Source organism: Pedobacter caeni, assembly GCF_900129215.1.
In the GTDB taxonomy this organism is placed as follows: domain Bacteria; phylum Bacteroidota; class Bacteroidia; order Sphingobacteriales; family Sphingobacteriaceae; genus Pedobacter; species Pedobacter caeni.
In genome coordinates this window covers 22,345-38,388 of sequence record NZ_FQUQ01000011.1, presented here as the reverse complement: position 1 = coordinate 38,388, position 16,044 = coordinate 22,345, and the positions used below count along the sequence as shown (strand labels likewise).

General features: G+C 40.9%; 15 protein-coding genes. 6 read left to right on the top strand and 9 right to left on the bottom strand.

What is annotated here, in order from left to right:
* Positions 1-642 precede the first annotated feature (642 nt).
* From BUC20_RS33370 to BUC20_RS33345, 6 genes are all read right to left on the bottom strand, one after another.
* On the bottom strand, positions 643-1,368 hold the full coding sequence (locus BUC20_RS33370) for a hypothetical protein (protein ID WP_073239159.1): 726 nt from the start codon (positions 1,366-1,368) through the stop codon (positions 643-645).
* A 24-nt stretch (positions 1,369-1,392) separates the two neighbouring features.
* Positions 1,393-1,767: a GntR family transcriptional regulator gene (locus BUC20_RS33365; protein ID WP_073239157.1), complete on the bottom strand. Its 375-nt coding sequence runs from the start codon at positions 1,765-1,767 to the stop codon at positions 1,393-1,395.
* A gap of 1 nt (position 1,768) precedes the next feature.
* Positions 1,769-2,548 carry a hypothetical protein gene (locus BUC20_RS33360; RefSeq protein WP_073239155.1) on the bottom strand — a complete coding sequence of 260 codons (780 nt, stop codon included), beginning with the start codon at positions 2,546-2,548 and terminating at the stop codon, positions 1,769-1,771.
* A 6-nt stretch (positions 2,549-2,554) separates the two neighbouring features.
* Entirely contained in the window at positions 2,555-3,385 is an 831-nt protein-coding gene (locus BUC20_RS33355; RefSeq protein WP_073239153.1) for an ABC transporter ATP-binding protein, read from the bottom strand.
* 75 nt (positions 3,386-3,460) lie between these two features.
* Positions 3,461-5,191: an ABC transporter ATP-binding protein gene (locus BUC20_RS33350; RefSeq protein ID WP_073239151.1), complete on the bottom strand. Its 1,731-nt coding sequence runs from the start codon at positions 5,189-5,191 to the stop codon at positions 3,461-3,463.
* A 1-nt stretch (position 5,192) separates the two neighbouring features.
* Positions 5,193-6,965, bottom strand: coding sequence for an ABC transporter ATP-binding protein (locus BUC20_RS33345; protein ID WP_200801123.1), 1,773 nt, complete (start codon positions 6,963-6,965; stop codon positions 5,193-5,195).
* Positions 6,966-7,103: 138 nt separating this feature from the next.
* Between BUC20_RS33345 and BUC20_RS33340 the strand changes: the two genes are divergently transcribed.
* On the top strand, positions 7,104-8,093 hold the full coding sequence (locus tag BUC20_RS33340; RefSeq protein WP_073239149.1) for a helix-turn-helix domain-containing protein: 990 nt from the start codon (positions 7,104-7,106) through the stop codon (positions 8,091-8,093).
* A 32-nt stretch (positions 8,094-8,125) separates the two neighbouring features.
* Complete coding sequence (locus BUC20_RS33335) at positions 8,126-8,488, top strand: DUF5655 domain-containing protein (protein ID WP_073239147.1); 363 nt, start codon at positions 8,126-8,128, stop codon at positions 8,486-8,488.
* A 10-nt stretch (positions 8,489-8,498) separates the two neighbouring features.
* On the opposite strand, the gene BUC20_RS33330 is transcribed toward BUC20_RS33335, so the two are convergent.
* From BUC20_RS33330 to BUC20_RS33320, 3 genes are all read right to left on the bottom strand, one after another.
* Positions 8,499-10,910: a glycoside hydrolase family 3 N-terminal domain-containing protein gene (locus BUC20_RS33330; protein WP_143166991.1), complete on the bottom strand. Its 2,412-nt coding sequence runs from the start codon at positions 10,908-10,910 to the stop codon at positions 8,499-8,501.
* A 107-nt stretch (positions 10,911-11,017) separates the two neighbouring features.
* Entirely contained in the window at positions 11,018-11,740 is a 723-nt protein-coding gene (locus tag BUC20_RS33325) for a carboxypeptidase-like regulatory domain-containing protein (protein WP_084529533.1), read from the bottom strand.
* Between the two features lie 74 nt (positions 11,741-11,814).
* On the bottom strand, positions 11,815-12,066 hold the full coding sequence (locus BUC20_RS33320) for a YdeI/OmpD-associated family protein (RefSeq protein ID WP_073239143.1): 252 nt from the start codon (positions 12,064-12,066) through the stop codon (positions 11,815-11,817).
* 503 nt (positions 12,067-12,569) lie between these two features.
* Between BUC20_RS33320 and BUC20_RS33315 the strand changes: the two genes are divergently transcribed.
* The 4 genes from BUC20_RS33315 to porD are packed head-to-tail and all read left to right on the top strand — an operon-like array spanning position 12,570 to position 16,006.
* Entirely contained in the window at positions 12,570-13,499 is a 930-nt protein-coding gene (locus BUC20_RS33315) for an outer membrane protein assembly factor BamD (RefSeq protein WP_073239141.1), read from the top strand.
* Complete coding sequence (locus tag BUC20_RS33310) at positions 13,499-13,825, top strand: DNA-directed RNA polymerase subunit omega (protein WP_069379952.1); 327 nt, start codon at positions 13,499-13,501, stop codon at positions 13,823-13,825. The genes BUC20_RS33315 and BUC20_RS33310 overlap by 1 nt, the downstream gene beginning before the upstream one ends.
* Positions 13,826-13,868: 43 nt before the next feature.
* Positions 13,869-15,065 carry a bifunctional phosphopantothenoylcysteine decarboxylase/phosphopantothenate--cysteine ligase CoaBC gene (coaBC, locus tag BUC20_RS33305; protein WP_073239139.1) on the top strand — a complete coding sequence of 399 codons (1,197 nt, stop codon included), beginning with the start codon at positions 13,869-13,871 and terminating at the stop codon, positions 15,063-15,065.
* Between the two features lie 26 nt (positions 15,066-15,091).
* Positions 15,092-16,006 (top strand): type IX secretion system protein PorD, encoded by a 915-nt coding sequence (gene porD, locus BUC20_RS33300; RefSeq protein ID WP_073239137.1) that lies wholly within the window; start codon positions 15,092-15,094, stop codon positions 16,004-16,006.
* Positions 16,007-16,044 lie beyond the last annotated feature (38 nt).

Here is a 16,044-nt window from a genome sequence, read left to right as displayed (position 1 = left end):
TTTATCACTCTCAATCTTTCTCTTCCTCCGAAGCGGGATGCAAAAGTAGGAAAATTTAACCGTTCTCAAAACAATCTTACCATTATAATTGTATCACACCCCTAACTGCATGATTTACAAGCACAAAAACTTCATCCATACTTAACGTAAAATATACACCAAGGCCAAATCAATGAAAAATGAAGGGTACACGCCAGCAAAGAAGCTGATTCGGGAAGAAATAGATTATATATAACATAGCGGAAAGGCGCAGGCCACAAATTAACGTTCCGAAAACAGTAAAAACTTATTGTAGTATAGGACAGTATATATACTATCTATATATAGTCCGAGGTTGGGAGGTAGTTGAGAGGGAGTTGGAAGGTAATTGAGAGGTAGTTGAAAGGTTAAACAGCCTTCCAAGAACTACTCAGATACCTCTCAATTACCTTCCAACCCCGGAGAGTCCCCGGAGCGTATACCCATTATATATAGACTATGTAAAGGTCAATCAGGAATATACTATACAGACAACGCAGCGCGTATAGTATATATAGTAAACAAGAAAGGGCCTGCTAATAGCAGGCCCGGATCTGATCTTCAGAGCAAAAAGCAGGTCTTTATCAATATAATGCCTGAAATCACCTTGTTTTTACGTTAATACTAAGGATTGATTTGCTTCAATGCTTCTCCATTTAAACTTACTGTTGCACTATCCGATAAGTTATAGCGGGTTTTAATAATTTTCGGATTCAAAAGTTCTATTTTATTCGTTCCCGGAATACTTAAATCTGCAAACGCGATATGATTAGCAGAATCCACCGTCAACGACGAACCCTCAGATCCAGCCTCTCCTACCCTGGCTTTTAAGGTCGCCACTTTTACATGGTCCATATAGACAGAAGTGAATCTGCCAATCCTAAGATCCAATAAATCTCCGGTCAGCCCCTTAATCCTGATTTCCCCATTATTAAAGAACCACTTGTTTTCCATTTGTTCTTTATTAAAATAAGCAACAGTATTGATTGTACTCAAGCTATTCGAGAAAAGAATGATGTCCCCCTCGTCGATTCTATAGCCAAGTTTTTTAGCCTCATCAGTCATGTCAATTGTCAGTCTGCCTTCTACCTGAGTCACTTTGATCAATTCCTTCAGCTCATCTTTAATCCATAATCCTTCCTTCGGTCCCTTTTCTACACTGATATTAAATTTATTGGCACAATTGATCTGCAGTTCAGTCAAATCTTTTACATTACTGAACTCAAGGTTATTGAAACGATCCTTATAACCACCTTTTTGATAAGATGCTTTTAAAGAAAAGTTATAGGCAGTCAGCATTCCCAAAGAAACAATCGCTGCTGCAATAATACATATGGTACTCAATTTCATCTTTTCTAATTTTATGATTAACGATTATGACTGATAATGCTCCGATTTAAACCGCTCAAAGCGTTCTTCAATTTCTTTCATGCTGATGTTCAGGAGAAATATGGTTCTGAAAAACTCAGGAAGCTCATTCCCCAGGAATCGTTCTTTGCTATATCCCTTTATTTTCTCTTCAGCATCCGCTGCAATAAAGAAGCCTATACCCCGCTTATTCAGGATCACTTCTTTATTCTGCAGGAATTCATAAGCCCTGACCACCGTATTCGGATTAACCTGCAGATCCATAGCCAATTCTCTAACAGAGGGAATCTTCTCATTTAGTGGCCACTTACCCAGCATAATATTTTCTCCAACATAAGCTGCAATCTGCAGATATATAGCTTCATTCTCTCTAAACTCCATCTTAGACCTCTTTTTCTTTCAATTTAAAATAAGCACCCACCCACAATAACACCACTATGGTTAAGGATAAGCCAAACATCACCGGTTTAATGGAAGGTAATGGATCAACAATATAATACCGGTCACTTTCTCTAATGCCAAGACTAACAAAAGGTACAACCTTCTCCAGTTTCACATCGAACAACGCACTTACCATAGGTTGATTAATTAAAACGATGACCCCAGTTAACAAGAATACTACAAAAGCCGTTTTTATAAAATGTATTTTTTCGAAGAAGATGGCTCCAAGAAAAGCAAGGCTGTGAAAAACCATATAAAACAAAAATACAAACAGGTATTCCCCTCTTGGCGAAAAGACATTTAACACTTTAATTTCATGATCTCTCCATGACTTGCCAATCAACAAAACAATCAAGTCAACTGAATAAAAACTTATTAAAAAGACCACCTGAAAAATAACAAAAGAGTAAAGCCAGGCCACTAGATATTTCTCAAAATGAGAAACCGGTAAGGTAAGTATAGATATTGATTTTCTTTTATCTCCAAAATCGGCGAAAATCATACTTGTAAAAATAGATCCCGCACCCAAAAAGGTAAGTAGGAAAGTCGCAAACTGGGCCTTCTCAACAATGGCTCCACCGGTCTGATAACAAATAAGTCCAAGCCCCAAAGTCAACAGGCAGACCAGTACAATTACCGACAGCAGATACGTTTTATAATACTCGGTAGTGTGTTTACTAAAAAGAAGCGAAAATCTTCTAAAGCTAAATGTATTGTTCATAAGGCGTTATTTTAAAATGTCAATTACTGGTTGATGACCACTGATGATCGCATTGAAAAGCATTTCCATATCCACTTTACTGAAAGCACCGTTATGGTTGGCACTAATGGTGCTGATTCCTATCGAATTCGACTCTTCATACAGGACAGCCGCTTTGTTGGCCTGTGCGGCATTAGTAAACTGAATCCGCTCCGCGATTTCCTCCAGGCTAAGGTTCAATACGATCTCCTGTTCATGCAATACCAACAAGCTATCGATCAGGCTATCCAGGTCACGGATTTGATGAGTAGAGATCACAATGCAACGATTATCGGTTAGTGCTCCCGCGATGATTTTTCTGAATTTAACTTTAGAAGGGATGTCCAGGCCATTGGTGGGTTCATCCATAATCAACAAACTTGTGTTCGTAGCCAGGCCAAAAGCAATCATTACTTTTTTCTGCTGACCAAAAGAAAGTTTCCCCAGCACACTGCTGGTAGGAACATCAAATTCAGTCAGCATCTTATAATACTGCTCCTCATTAAATTTAGGATAGAAATGTGCGGTACTTCTAACAAACTGACTGGCAGTAATCGATGGCAAGTGCATTTCCTCAGGAATAAAAAACAATTCCTGCAAAAAGCCTGGTAAACGGCCTGCAGAGTTGTACCCGTTCAGGGAGCAAAGTCCTTCCTGAGGAAAGACAAGCCCTGCAAGGTTCTTAAGAAGAGTAGATTTACCCGCTCCATTCTTCCCCAGAAGGCCATAAATATGGCCCATCTGAAGTTTCAGGTTAAGGTTTTTGAATAACAGTTTCTTTTTGCTGTATCCAAAAGTCAGGTTGGAGATTTCTATCATAGCGTTACAAAATTAAGTGTACTACTTTACTAGTACACTACAAATGTATACAATAGAATTACATCTCCAAATATTTTAGGCTTTTTTTATTTTCCAACCCCCCAGCTGCTGTTGAATTCCCCAGAGATGATGGTACAAACCTTTCTTATCCATCAGGTTGGAATGTGTCCCCTGCTCGTCTAAACTCCCTTTATTGAGCACAAGGATCTGATCTGCATTCCTGATTGTGGCCAGTTTATGCGCCACAACAATGACGGTTTTATTCTTCACCAGTTCCTGAATTGCCTTTTGAATATGAATTTCATTTTCAGGGTCCAGAGAAGCTGTCGCTTCATCCAGCAATACAATTGGGGCATCTTTCAGCAAAGCACGCGCGATACTGATCCGCTGTTTTTGTCCGCCGGAAAGCAGATTTCCTCCTTCCCCTGTCCTGGCTTGCAGGCCACCTGGCAGTTCCCATGCAAAATCAAGTACCTGTGCTAAATCCGCAGCACGGATTACTTCTTCCTCTGTGGCATCCATTTTTCCAAAGCGGATATTGTTGTATATGCTGTCGTCAAACAAATACACCTCCTGAAATACCTCACTAATGAGTTTATACACCTCCCCGGGTTCCATATCTTTCACATCAATTCCACCAATCGTGACTTTTCCTTTTTGTACATCCCAGAAGCGGGCAATTAAAGCCGTCACCGTTGTTTTTCCTGATCCTGAAGGCCCAACCAATGCCATCATGCTGTTTTCGGCCACCTTAAAAGAGAGCTGATGAAGCACTTCTTTATCCTCCTGATAACCAAAAGACACTTCTTCAAAACAGATCTCGTATCCTGTTGGCTTACGTTTCGTCCCAGAGCCCTGCTCCGGAATCTGAAGTACCTCTATTACCCTGCTCAAACTGATGTTCATGTACCGAAGAATTACATAATCCACCAACACTATTTTAAGCGGTTCATACAAGCGGTAACCTATAATCAAAAAGGTAATCAATACAGCAGCAGACAAGCTCCCCTGGGCAAAAAAGGTAACCGCAATCCCCAGCATGAGTAGAAAAAACAATTCCAACACCAAGCCACCAGTCAGTACAAAGGGTCCTGGAATGGCTTCTGTACGGATGCTGGCCCTCCGAAAATCATTCAGCGCTTTATCCAGACTGCCAAAACGGGGGCCTGTCATTCCAAAAGATTTGATATGCCGGATTCCCTGTATGTATTCCAGAAAGCGGGCACCAATTGCATTCCTGGCCTCCACATGTTTTCCTCCTTGCTGTACAATCAGGTAATTGGAAATACGAATCATCATCCAGCAAAGCGGAAGAGCGGCCAGTAAGACAAGTGCCAATCTCCAGTCGGTCAGAAATAAAAATACAGAAATGATCAGTGTGGCAAAAAAAGCAGCAGCCATATTGCCCACAGTATGCCCAAAAATCATCTCGAAATTGGCCACATCCTGAAGTACCACAGAAGCCAGGTCGCCTGGATCACGTTGCTTAAAGGTTCCCATAGATAAGCGTTGCAGGTGATTTCCTAAACGCAGCCGCAAATTGGTAGACAAGGTATAGGTCATGGTATTGGTTCCCACAATTGTTTTTACCGAAACAAACAATTGTACCATCAGCAGGCTCAGCATGATCAGGACATAAGACCATAAACGTCTCTGATTCACCTCACCGGAAAACAATTCCTGCACAATCAGCAGCAGAAATCCAGTAGGAACGGCAATGAACATACTGTGCAGCAATTCTAAAAGAATGTTTTTCCGGACCATCGCCGGAGCAGTCTTAAAGACTAAGAAAAGATTTTTTATCATTTTATTTTAGACTAGATACTGGTTCTGTAATCGTAAATTCTTTCGCACGGGTATGTGCATTCCACATATTAAGGTACAATAGGCAATCCATCAGCAAGTCCTCATGTGTTCCTATCCCAACTGCAGCACCTTGTTTCATCACCACAATCTGATCACAACTGGTAATTGTGCTTAACCTGTGGGCAATCACGATCACGGTTTTATTCCCGATCAGCTCGTTAAAAGCCTGCTGAATAAGGTATTCGTTTTCCGGATCGCTAAAAGCAGTCGCTTCGTCCAGGATAAGAATGGGTGAATCTTTCAGAATGGCCCTTGCCAGCTGAATCCGTTGCTGTTCACCACCACTCAAATGAACCCCATCACCTCCCCAAATGGTATGGTACCCCTTCGGCATCTTTTCAATAAAGTCATGGCACTGCGCTGCCCTTGCTGCAAGAATCACTTCCTTTTCGGTCTTTTCCATTCCCATCCGGATGTTTTCATAAATCGTTTGCTGAAACATAAAGCTATCCTGGAAGACAAAAGAAACCTGTTTCATCAACTCCTCTGGTTTTAGTTTGCGGATATCTGTCTCTCCAATAAAAATACAACCATCCTGAGCATCCCAAAAACGGGCAACCAATTGTGCCGCAGTAGATTTTCCAGATCCTGAAGGCCCAACCAATGCGGTGATACTTCCTTGTGGTACCGTGAAACTCAGCCGGTCCACCGCTTTTATTTTTCCATCATAGCTAAAGGATACCTGTTCAAATTTTATCGTAAAATCTGTTCCCATTTTTTCATTTCCGGGAGTTTCCTGCTCCTGACTAAACAGGATTTCATCCAGGCGTTTCACCCCATGGTTGATCAGTGATATCTGAGAACCCAGATTGCTCAGCGCAAACAAAGGCCTGATGTAACCGACCCCTAAAATCAGGAACAGGAACAAAACAGAAAGGCTTACTCCACCTGCAAAATATAAATAGAAGCCCAATGCCAGAATAGGCAAAGATGCGTTGCTGATAAAGCTGATAAATACACCATATACTGGGGAAGAGCTACGGATATAGGCCATTACCATCTCTTTGAAACGGTATACGGAACCACTGTATTTATCAAAGCTGTCGGCCGTATGTCCAAAGATCTTAATCACCGGCATTGCCCTCACGAATTCCACAATTCCGGAATTCATCCCCTCTAAGGAATAATGATAATCAGAAAGGACTTTATTTCTTTCTTTACTGAACATGATGGGCATAATGATGGCCAGCAGAATTACCGGCAAACAACTGCTCAATGCCAACAGCCAGTTCACACTAAACAGGTACCCCAGGGTAATGAGCGGAAGTGCAATTCCCTTCACAAAGTCAGGAATGCTATGGGCAATAAAGTTCTCTATCCGCTCCACATCATCAGCCATGATCTTCTTCAGCGCCCCTGAATTGTTCTTATTGATAAAGCCGAGTGGCAGGCGCCCCAGCTTTTCGGCCATTTGGCGGCGCAATTCATACAGGATATTAAATGCAGCCACATGGGATGCCATTCCCGAAGCATACAATAAAGCATAGGCAGCAATCAGTGCAAATACCGCTTTCTGCAGATAGGAAATGATCAAGGCCGTATTGACCGGAGGGGCAAGCATAGCCTGAATGATATAATAGATCAATATGTAAGGGATCACGGCCAGCAATACATGGACAACCGCAAGCACTGCAGATAACATCAGGAGCCTCTTTTCCTTTCCGGCGATTTGCAATAACCTGCTGATGCCGCTTTTAGGTGTTTTTGTTTTCATTCAAATTCTTTTAAACCTGTCAGCATTAAAGATTATTTATACGTCTTCTAAATAATACTAACTTTGTACAAAGATGGGGTCATCTCTAAAAGAACTTTTACACCAAAAGGATAACTTTTAACATAAAAAGGATTAATTATGGGAATGAGCGTATGCGATGAACAAGGACGATGGACTGATTTCGGGGGCACCATTCAAAACTTCGAACTCATGCCTCCTGAGGTAATGGAACTAAGGGAAAAATACAACCTTCATTTCGGAGAAGTGGAACTGGTTCATTTGTCTTTACCCCACATTCATATTGTATATGGCGACATGTCGCTGAAGAAACATCAGGTCCGTTTCCGGTCTATGGACATGCCTGAGTATGTAGAATTACACTTTTCATTATCCGGAGGAAGCCTGATTGAAAACCATGCCAATGGCCGTAAATATGAATTCAATGCCATGCAGCACAATATTGTTTATACCCAGGATTTCGACGGCGTTGGTCAGTACAAAAACAACGAATCTTATAAATTCTTTGAAGTGCACTTTGCCCGTGAATACTTCCTGCAATTGGTAAAAGACAGCCCAGGCGTTCTAAGTGATTTTTGTGAACACGTGGATCAGCAAAAATGCACCAACCTTTCCGAAGACAACCTCAGCATTACCTTTGCCATGCAGCAGTGCATTTATGATATTATGAATGCTACTGTTCAGGGAAGCTTAAAAGTATTATTTCTACAGTCTAAATGTATAGAACTCCTTAGCCTGCAGGTCGAAACCTATGAAAACGCTGCATCAAATTCGGTCAGATCGGTACTCAGGTCATCTTACGAGAAAGATGGTGTCCGGCAGGCAAGGGCTTACCTGAACCTTCATCTGGATAAAACCCCAACCTTAGCAGAGCTTTCAAAAATTGCCGGAATCAATGAATTTAAGCTTAAAAACGGTTTTAAAGAACTCTTTGACACTACCGTTTTCGGATATTTAAGCGACCTCAGATTACTGGAAGCAAAAGAGCAATTGCGTTCCGGAAAAGCGATTAAAGTAATTTCGGATAATCTTGGTTACTCTTCAGTTCAACATTTTGGTACTGCATTCCGGAAAAAATTCGGCACCTCACCAGGTAAAATGAAAGGCTGAAAAACAGATATCAGAAGAAAAATCAACAGCTAATGGGACATTCAGACCAAAAAACAGCAGACTTTCTGCAAAATAAATCAGCAGCCAGCATTGCGCTTTTCGATCATCTGATCATGACTTTCAAAAGCATCGGTGATGTGGAATACCATGCTGCAAAAACGATGATTGCTTTTTCCAACAGAATAAATTTCGCTTATGTGATACAGATGGGCAAAGATTTCATCGATATCGTACTTCCATTTAAACAGCCTTACGAAGACAATTTGTGCTTTCGAAAGATCAAACCAGTACCCGGAAGTGATGACTATAACCATCACCTGAGGATTTACCACATGGAAGACTTAAATGAAGAAGTGACAGGCTACCTCAAAATGGCCTATGAAAACGGAAAATAAACTCCTTCACTTAAGGTATAATTTCGAATTCCTGTTTTAGCTTGATATCTTCCGAAGACTGACCAATCATTACCCTGAATTTTCCAGGCTCTACTTTCCAGTTCATGTCTTTATCCAGAATAGAAAGGTCGTCCGGATGAAGCACAAATTTCACCGTTTTTTGCTCTCCTGGTAAAAGTGTCAATCGTTCAAAACCTCTAAGATCTGAGTCATAGGTTGTCACACTGCTCACCAGGTCTTTCAGATACAATTGCACCACATCATCTCCTTTAACTTTTCCGGTATTTTTCACTTCCACACTCACTGCAATGTCGGAACCAGCTTTTTGCGTAGCTTGTTTTACCTGTAGGTTGCTATATTCAAAAGTGGTATAACTCAAGCCATATCCGAAAGGATATAACGCTCCGTTTACACTCGTTTTGCCATAACCATTATTTCCACTACTTGGCTGACCAGCCTGTGAAGCGGGCTTAAAAGGAAAATTATATTCCAGCTGACCCACAGATTTAGGGAAGGTGATTGGAAGTTTACCTCCCGGGTTATAGTCGCCGAACAAAGTTTCTGCAATGATTTTTCCACTTTGCGGACCAGGGAACCAGGCTTCAAGAATCGCCGGCAAGTACCTGTTTTCCCAGTTGATGGTCAGTGGTTGTCCGTTGACCATCACCATCACCACCGGTTTTCCTGTGGCATGAAGTGCCATGAGCAATTGTAACTGTCTCCCAGGTAAATTTAATCCCGTTCGGGTCAGGCTTTCTCCTACCCTTTTTTCATCCTCTCCAACAACAGCAATGATCACATCTGCCAGCCTGGCCTGTGCTACGGCCTCCTCAATTCCTGCCTGTTCTGCTGCAGAAAGTGGACTGGGAATAATTTCACTTTCCGGCCAATTGGGATCTATAATGTCACAGCCTTTCACATAATTTACCTGAGCATTACTTCCCATGTATTTTTTAATGCCATCAACTACCGAAGTAACCGGGTTATTCGATGGCCCATATCTGCTCGTTGTATAATTTACTTCTGCAGCTAAAGGTCCGGTAACCAGGATATTCTTCAATTTTTTTGGATCTAAAGGCAACAGGTTCTGATCGTTTTTAAGCAACACCAGCGATTCCCGGCTCAACTGAGCGGAAAAGGATTCATCCTTTGCGGTATGTACCAGTTGATCCGATCCTTTGGTATTTTGTACGTATGGCTGATCAAACAACCCTAATCTGAATTTTACCCGCAGCACATGAGATACCCTTTCATCAATTGTTTTCATGGATACCTTTCCTTCTTTGATCAATTCCCTTAAAGGCATGATGTATTGCTCAGGCATGGTGAAATTGGTCCTCACATCAAGTCCGGCTTCCACCACCTGTTTGATTGCTCCTTTATAATCATCCGCGACATGATGTTTGGAATAAAGATATTCTACCGCTTCACTATCGGAAACGATGTACCCTGTAAATCCATATTTTTCTCTTAGTAATTCCGTCAGGAAATAATGACTTCCAGTAATAGGTACACCATCATAGTCGTTGTAACTGCTCATCACACCCATCGGAGCAGCCTCCTGAACTACCCTTCTGAAGGGGTAAAGGTGAATCTGATGTAATTCTCTTAATGCCACATGGGGATCTGTACGGGCATCACCGTCCCTGCCGCCTTTAGGCACACTATATACGGCAAAGTGTTTTAAGGTTGCTGCAACTCCATTTCCCTGAATTCCGAGGACCATTTGTTTTCCAAGTTCCGCAATATGAAAAGGGTTCTCTCCATAACACTCTACCACCCTTCCCCAACGCTGGTCTCTGGCCGGATCCAGAATAGGTGCGTAGACATTTGTATATCCCAATGCTTTCGCCTCCCTCCCAACGATATCCCCTGCCTGCCTTACCATGGCTTTATTCCAGGTACTTCCTATATTTATAGGAGCAGGTAAAGGAGTTGCCCTGTCGTGGCAAAGTCCATGAATCCCTTCGTTGGTAAAATCAACAGGAATTCCCATTCTTGTTTCTTCAATAAACCATTTTTGGAGTGTATTTATGGCATCTGCATGTTTGCTGAAAGGATAAGAATAAGCAGTTTGAGCCTTTTTATTATAAGCCAGACTATTTAATGCTTCATCAATATTTGCAATCCCGTCTTTCCAGACTTTCGTTTTCCATTCCAGAGTAGGCATCTCATCTTTCAGGACTCTTCCATAACCATACAAAGTAGCCATCTGACAGGTTTTCTCTTCCATTGTCATTTGAGAAATCAAATCAGCTATTCTTTTTTCTATTTCCTGTGAAGGATCTTCAAAAACATCTTTCTTCCCGTTTTTATTAAAGTCAATCCAGTTCTTATTGTAGATATTTTTATGTTGGCCAAATGAAGCACTCTCTAAAGACAAGAGGGCAGCACATAGCAACAGCGTCTTTTTCATCATCATGAGTAATTGCGGTACGTGGTTCTAAAATCTTACTAAAATAAGATAATTTAATTGTTCGGGAATGGCATTTCCTTCAATGATTTTAGCATTTCTGTACCCTCATTTTCTTAATTCCCAGATTTAAACTTCCGAAGGTTGGATTTTACAGACATCATCAACTGATAATCGGACATCCGTAGCAAGCTGTCTTTCGCAGGGCGATACTTATCCATAAACAGGTATAAAGAATCGCCCTCAAGCCGCGTAAGGTTTCCTACCAGCTCCGTGCTGAACCTGGAATCCACATAAGCTAAGGATTCGTCCTGGAGCAGCTTCCGCTTAAATTTATTGTCTTTGTTGTTTTTTCTGGTCAATAGCCGGGCAAGGCCGATTAGATCCAGGCTGACCATCTCAAAGGGCAGGACCTTTCTGCTTCCCGAAACAGGTACAAATACATCTTTCAAACCAGGTTGTTTGTAGTTGAAATTCCGGGCATACTCCTTTCTGAGTTTCAATGAATCTTCTTTGTGATTTCTCTTTGAAAAAATAGCCACCTCATTTAAGGAAAAGGCCTGCTCAGTCATTTCGATCAGAAATTCGGTTTTCAAACCCGCTGTATAAAACAACTGATAAGGGGCGTAATTAAATCCTGAAAAACGAAGGGTATCATTTTTTGAGGGGATCAAGGCAAATTCCCCATTATTTCCGGTTGTCGTTTTGCCATATCTTATCCTGATCAGGATATTTGGTATAGGTCGTTTTGATTCTTTATCAATCACTTTCCCCCTGATTACCTGTCCCTGAACAGCAGCGAAGACCAACATACAGCAAATGAAACTAAGCGCCTTCATATTCCTGTAAATATAAACGCCTGTTTATCTGATTTTTATAAATTAACAGTCTTTAACTTATTTGTTAACAGTTGTTAAACCTCCTTTGATTTCCAGCTCATTTTCATATATACTGTTCCATTTTTCAGTTCAGTCAACATTTGCTGAAGCCGCTTCTTTTTTGTTTCCGGAAGCTTTGCTCTTCCTATCCATCCCAGATAATCGTTCTGCTGATAAGGAGGCCTTGCCTGGTAGAGATCAAAAACTTCTGCCGCTATCAATGCTTCTTTAATATCATCCGGCATTTCATTAAGCGCTCTTTTTAAGTCTTTCAGTTCCTTTTTCATATGGAATGGCTTTTGACCTGAAATTACAAAAAATCACCATAATATTGATATCACTTAACTCATAGGATCACCCTGTTTCAATTGAAAACTATACAAGGATCAGACCGCATCCTGAACAAATATTTTTTTGCTTCCGGACTGGTCTTAACACGGTTTTACCTATACACGCTCTAACCTCGGTCTAAGCTCGGTCTATACTCGGTGCAGACTCGGTCAGAAGCGTGTTAAAGGCGGGTAAGCAACGAGTAAGAATTGAGCATAAAACGAGGCTTTCTGCAAGCTCTCCTTACCTTGAAAAACAAAAAGGTCCGAACAGGAATTAACCAGAACTTCAACACCCTATAAAAACACTATGTATCAAAAAAACAGCATATGGAAATCAGCTCCTGAAAACCTCATTTGTTAAATTATGTTAAGGGTTTGACAGGATGAAACGCTTTACATAGCTTAGCGTCCTATTATTTTTAATTGACGTTATCGTATTATTAACTTATCTTTGCAGAATGTTTAAAATTAAACACGTATTACTATTAAGTTTCACCATCATAGCCCTGACTATAGCGGGTTGCAAAAGCCAGTTTGAAAAAATCAGATTGAGCAACGATGTAGCCAAGAAATATCAGGAGGCAATGAAGCTTTACAACAAGAAGAATTATTCAAAAGCGATCATTCTATTTGAAGACCTTTCTCAGAAATACAGGGGAAGAGCGGAAGCGGAAGACTTAAATTACTATTACGCCCTGACTTTATATAAATTAAGGGATTATACTACTGCAAGATATCAATTCAAGTCATTTGCTGATACTTATCCAACCAGTAAATATGCAGAAGAATGCAGATACCTGGGTGCTTATTGCTATTACCTGGAATCACCAAAATTTTCTTTGGATCAGGAGAATACTTATAAAGCAATTGATGCCTTACAGTTATTCATCAACTTCTATCCTAAGAGTGAGCGTGTGGCTGATGCCAGTAAATATATTGCTGATCTGCGTTCGAAACTGGAAACCAAAGCATTTGAAAATGCTAAATTATATTACGACTTAGGCGCATGGGACATCAGCAATTATAAATCGGCCGTTATCGCTTTGAAAAATGCGCAGATTGATTTCCCTGATATTAAGTATGCAGAAGAGATGGATCTTTTGATCGTTAAATCTCAATATTCATACGCTAAAAACAGTATTGAATTACGTCAGGAAGACAGATATAACGAAGCCATCACTTATGCTGATGAATTTGTAGAGGCTCATCCTCAGAGTAAATTGGTTGATCAGGCTAAAGCTTTAAAGAAAGATAGTGAAGCCGGTATAGAACATGCAAAACGTGTAATTGCCGAGTTCCAGAAGGACCAGGAAAAATATAAAGCAATGCTTGAAAAAGAAGCTAAAGCAGATAGTACCAATACCAAAATTAAAACCCCAATCAAATAATGAACACGAACAAACCTGCTGTACCGAATACTACGGTTACTAGAAATGTTAATGATTTAGATCAAAAAACTGAGAATATCTATGAGTCTTTAGTAATTATTTCTAAAAGGGCTAATCAGATTTCAAACAACATTAAAGAAGAATTACACGGTAAATTAGCCGAATTTGCTTCTTCAAATGACAACCTGGAAGAGATCTTTGAAAACAGAGAACAAATCGAAATCAGTAAGCATTATGAGCGTATGCCTAAGCCTTCATTGATTGCAATTGATGAGTTCCTGAATGATAAAATTTATCACAGAAACCCTGCTAAAGAGCAACAATAAGATCAGGCATAGGTATTAAATTGCATTCTTGCATTAAAAAACCATGCTAGAAAATAAAAACATCATTCTTGGCGTTTGCGGCAGCATTGCAGCATATAAATCAGCGATACTGGTCAGGTTACTGGTAAAGGCTGGCGCAAACGTTAAGGTTATTCTTACAGCTGATGCGGCGAATTTCATTACTCCGCTTACTCTGGCTACCCTTTCAAAAAATCCTGTTTATACCCAGTACTTCGAGGCCGAAACCGGTGTCTGGAGTAACCATGTTGAATTGGGCCTTTGGGCTGATTTTATGGTGGTTGCCCCGGCAAGTGCAAACACATTGGCTAAAATGGCTACAGGAATTTGCGACAACCTGTTAACCGCAGTTTACCTATCGGCCAAATGCCCCGTTTTTGTTGCTCCGGCAATGGACCTGGACATGTGGAAACATGTGAGTACACAACAGAACATCGAAAAGCTGCTGTCTTACGAAAATCAGGTCATCGCTCCCGGAAACGGAGAGCTGGCAAGCGGTTTATATGGGGCAGGCCGAATGGCAGAACCAGAAGAGATTGTTTCCTTCCTGAACGAAGCGGCAAAAAAAGGACTTCCATTACTGGGTAAAAAAGTACTCGTTACTGCCGGCCCTACTTACGAAGCGATCGACCCCGTGCGTTTTATCGGAAATCACTCTTCCGGAAAGATGGGTTTTGCAATAGCGGAGGTATTTGCTGCTTTAGGTGCAGAAGTAACACTGATCAGCGGACCTACAGCAGAAAAGGCAGGTAAACAGATCAAAAGAATCGATGTGGTCAGTGCTGCCGATATGCTGAAGGCCTGTAAAGCAGAATTTCCTGCAGCTGATATCATGGTAATGAGTGCGGCCGTAGCAGATTATACCCCTGTTACCGCAGCCAGCCAGAAGATCAAAAAGACAAACCCTGAATTTAGCCTCGAACTCAAAAAGACAGAAGATATCCTGGCTACACTCGGGCAAACAAAAACAGAGGGGCAAATCCTTGTTGGATTTGCACTGGAAACAGAAAATGAAGAAGCTTATGCAAAAGCAAAGCTAAGTAAGAAAAACCTTGACCTCATTGTACTGAACTCCCTCAACGACAAAGGTGCAGGATTTAAGGTAGATACCAATAAAATAACTATATTTAATAAAGCTGCTGAAAAAGTGGTTTTTGAAACAAAATCAAAGGCTGAAGTTGCAAAAGACATCTGCAATGAAATATTAAAATTAGTTTTATAAGCTGCTCAACTGTAAAAAACGCTTCAATGAAAAAACGCCTCGTCCTCTTTGTCCTCTCTTTCTTTTTTTGCCAGACCTATGTTTTTGCCCAGGAACTAAATGCCAGGGTAACTGTGATGGCACCTACAGTTCCTAACATCGATAAGAGAAACCTGGAGGTTTTGCAAAATACCATCAGAGAGTTTTTAAACAACAACAAGTGGACAAATGAAACCTATACTCCTCCGGAACGTATAGAGACTAATTTCGTGATCACCGTGACCGCCTTTGACGGCAGCTCAGGCTATAAAGCAGAAGCACAGATCCAAAGCAGCAGACCTGTCTATGGAACAGCCTATAACAGTACCATTTTAAACATCAGCGATAAAGATTTTGATTTCAATTACAATGAAGGACAATCTTTAGACTATTCAGATCAAAACTTCATTTCCAACCTGAGCTCACTGCTTGGCTTTTATGCCAATACCATTATCGGATTGGATAAAGATAGTTTCAGCAATCTTGGGGGAACCCCATTTTACAATAAATCCCAAAATATCCTCAACCTTGCACAACAATCAGGTAACAAAGGATGGAAAGCTTCTGATGGTTTAAGAAACAGGTTCTGGCTCAACGAAAACCTGCTCAATAAAAGTTTTGAAGATTTGCGGGTATTTATCTACAATTATCATTTTAACGGAATGGACCGCCTGCAGGATGATATGGACAAAGGCTCCAAAAAGATCGTCTCTCTCCTCTCCGGCCTGACAAGAATGGACAGACAAAAACTGGGTTCTATCTTTCCCAATGTATATTTCGCGACCAAAGCGGATGAGATTGTCAACCTGCTCTCTATTGGAAATCCACAGGAAAGGTTAAAAGCTTATAACCTTTTGGTAGACATCGATCCGGCAAACATCAGTAAATACGAAGCCCTAAAACCAGCCAAACAAGGCCTTTAGCTCCCTTTAACAGAAACCTCCTTCTTTTTTAAACAAAA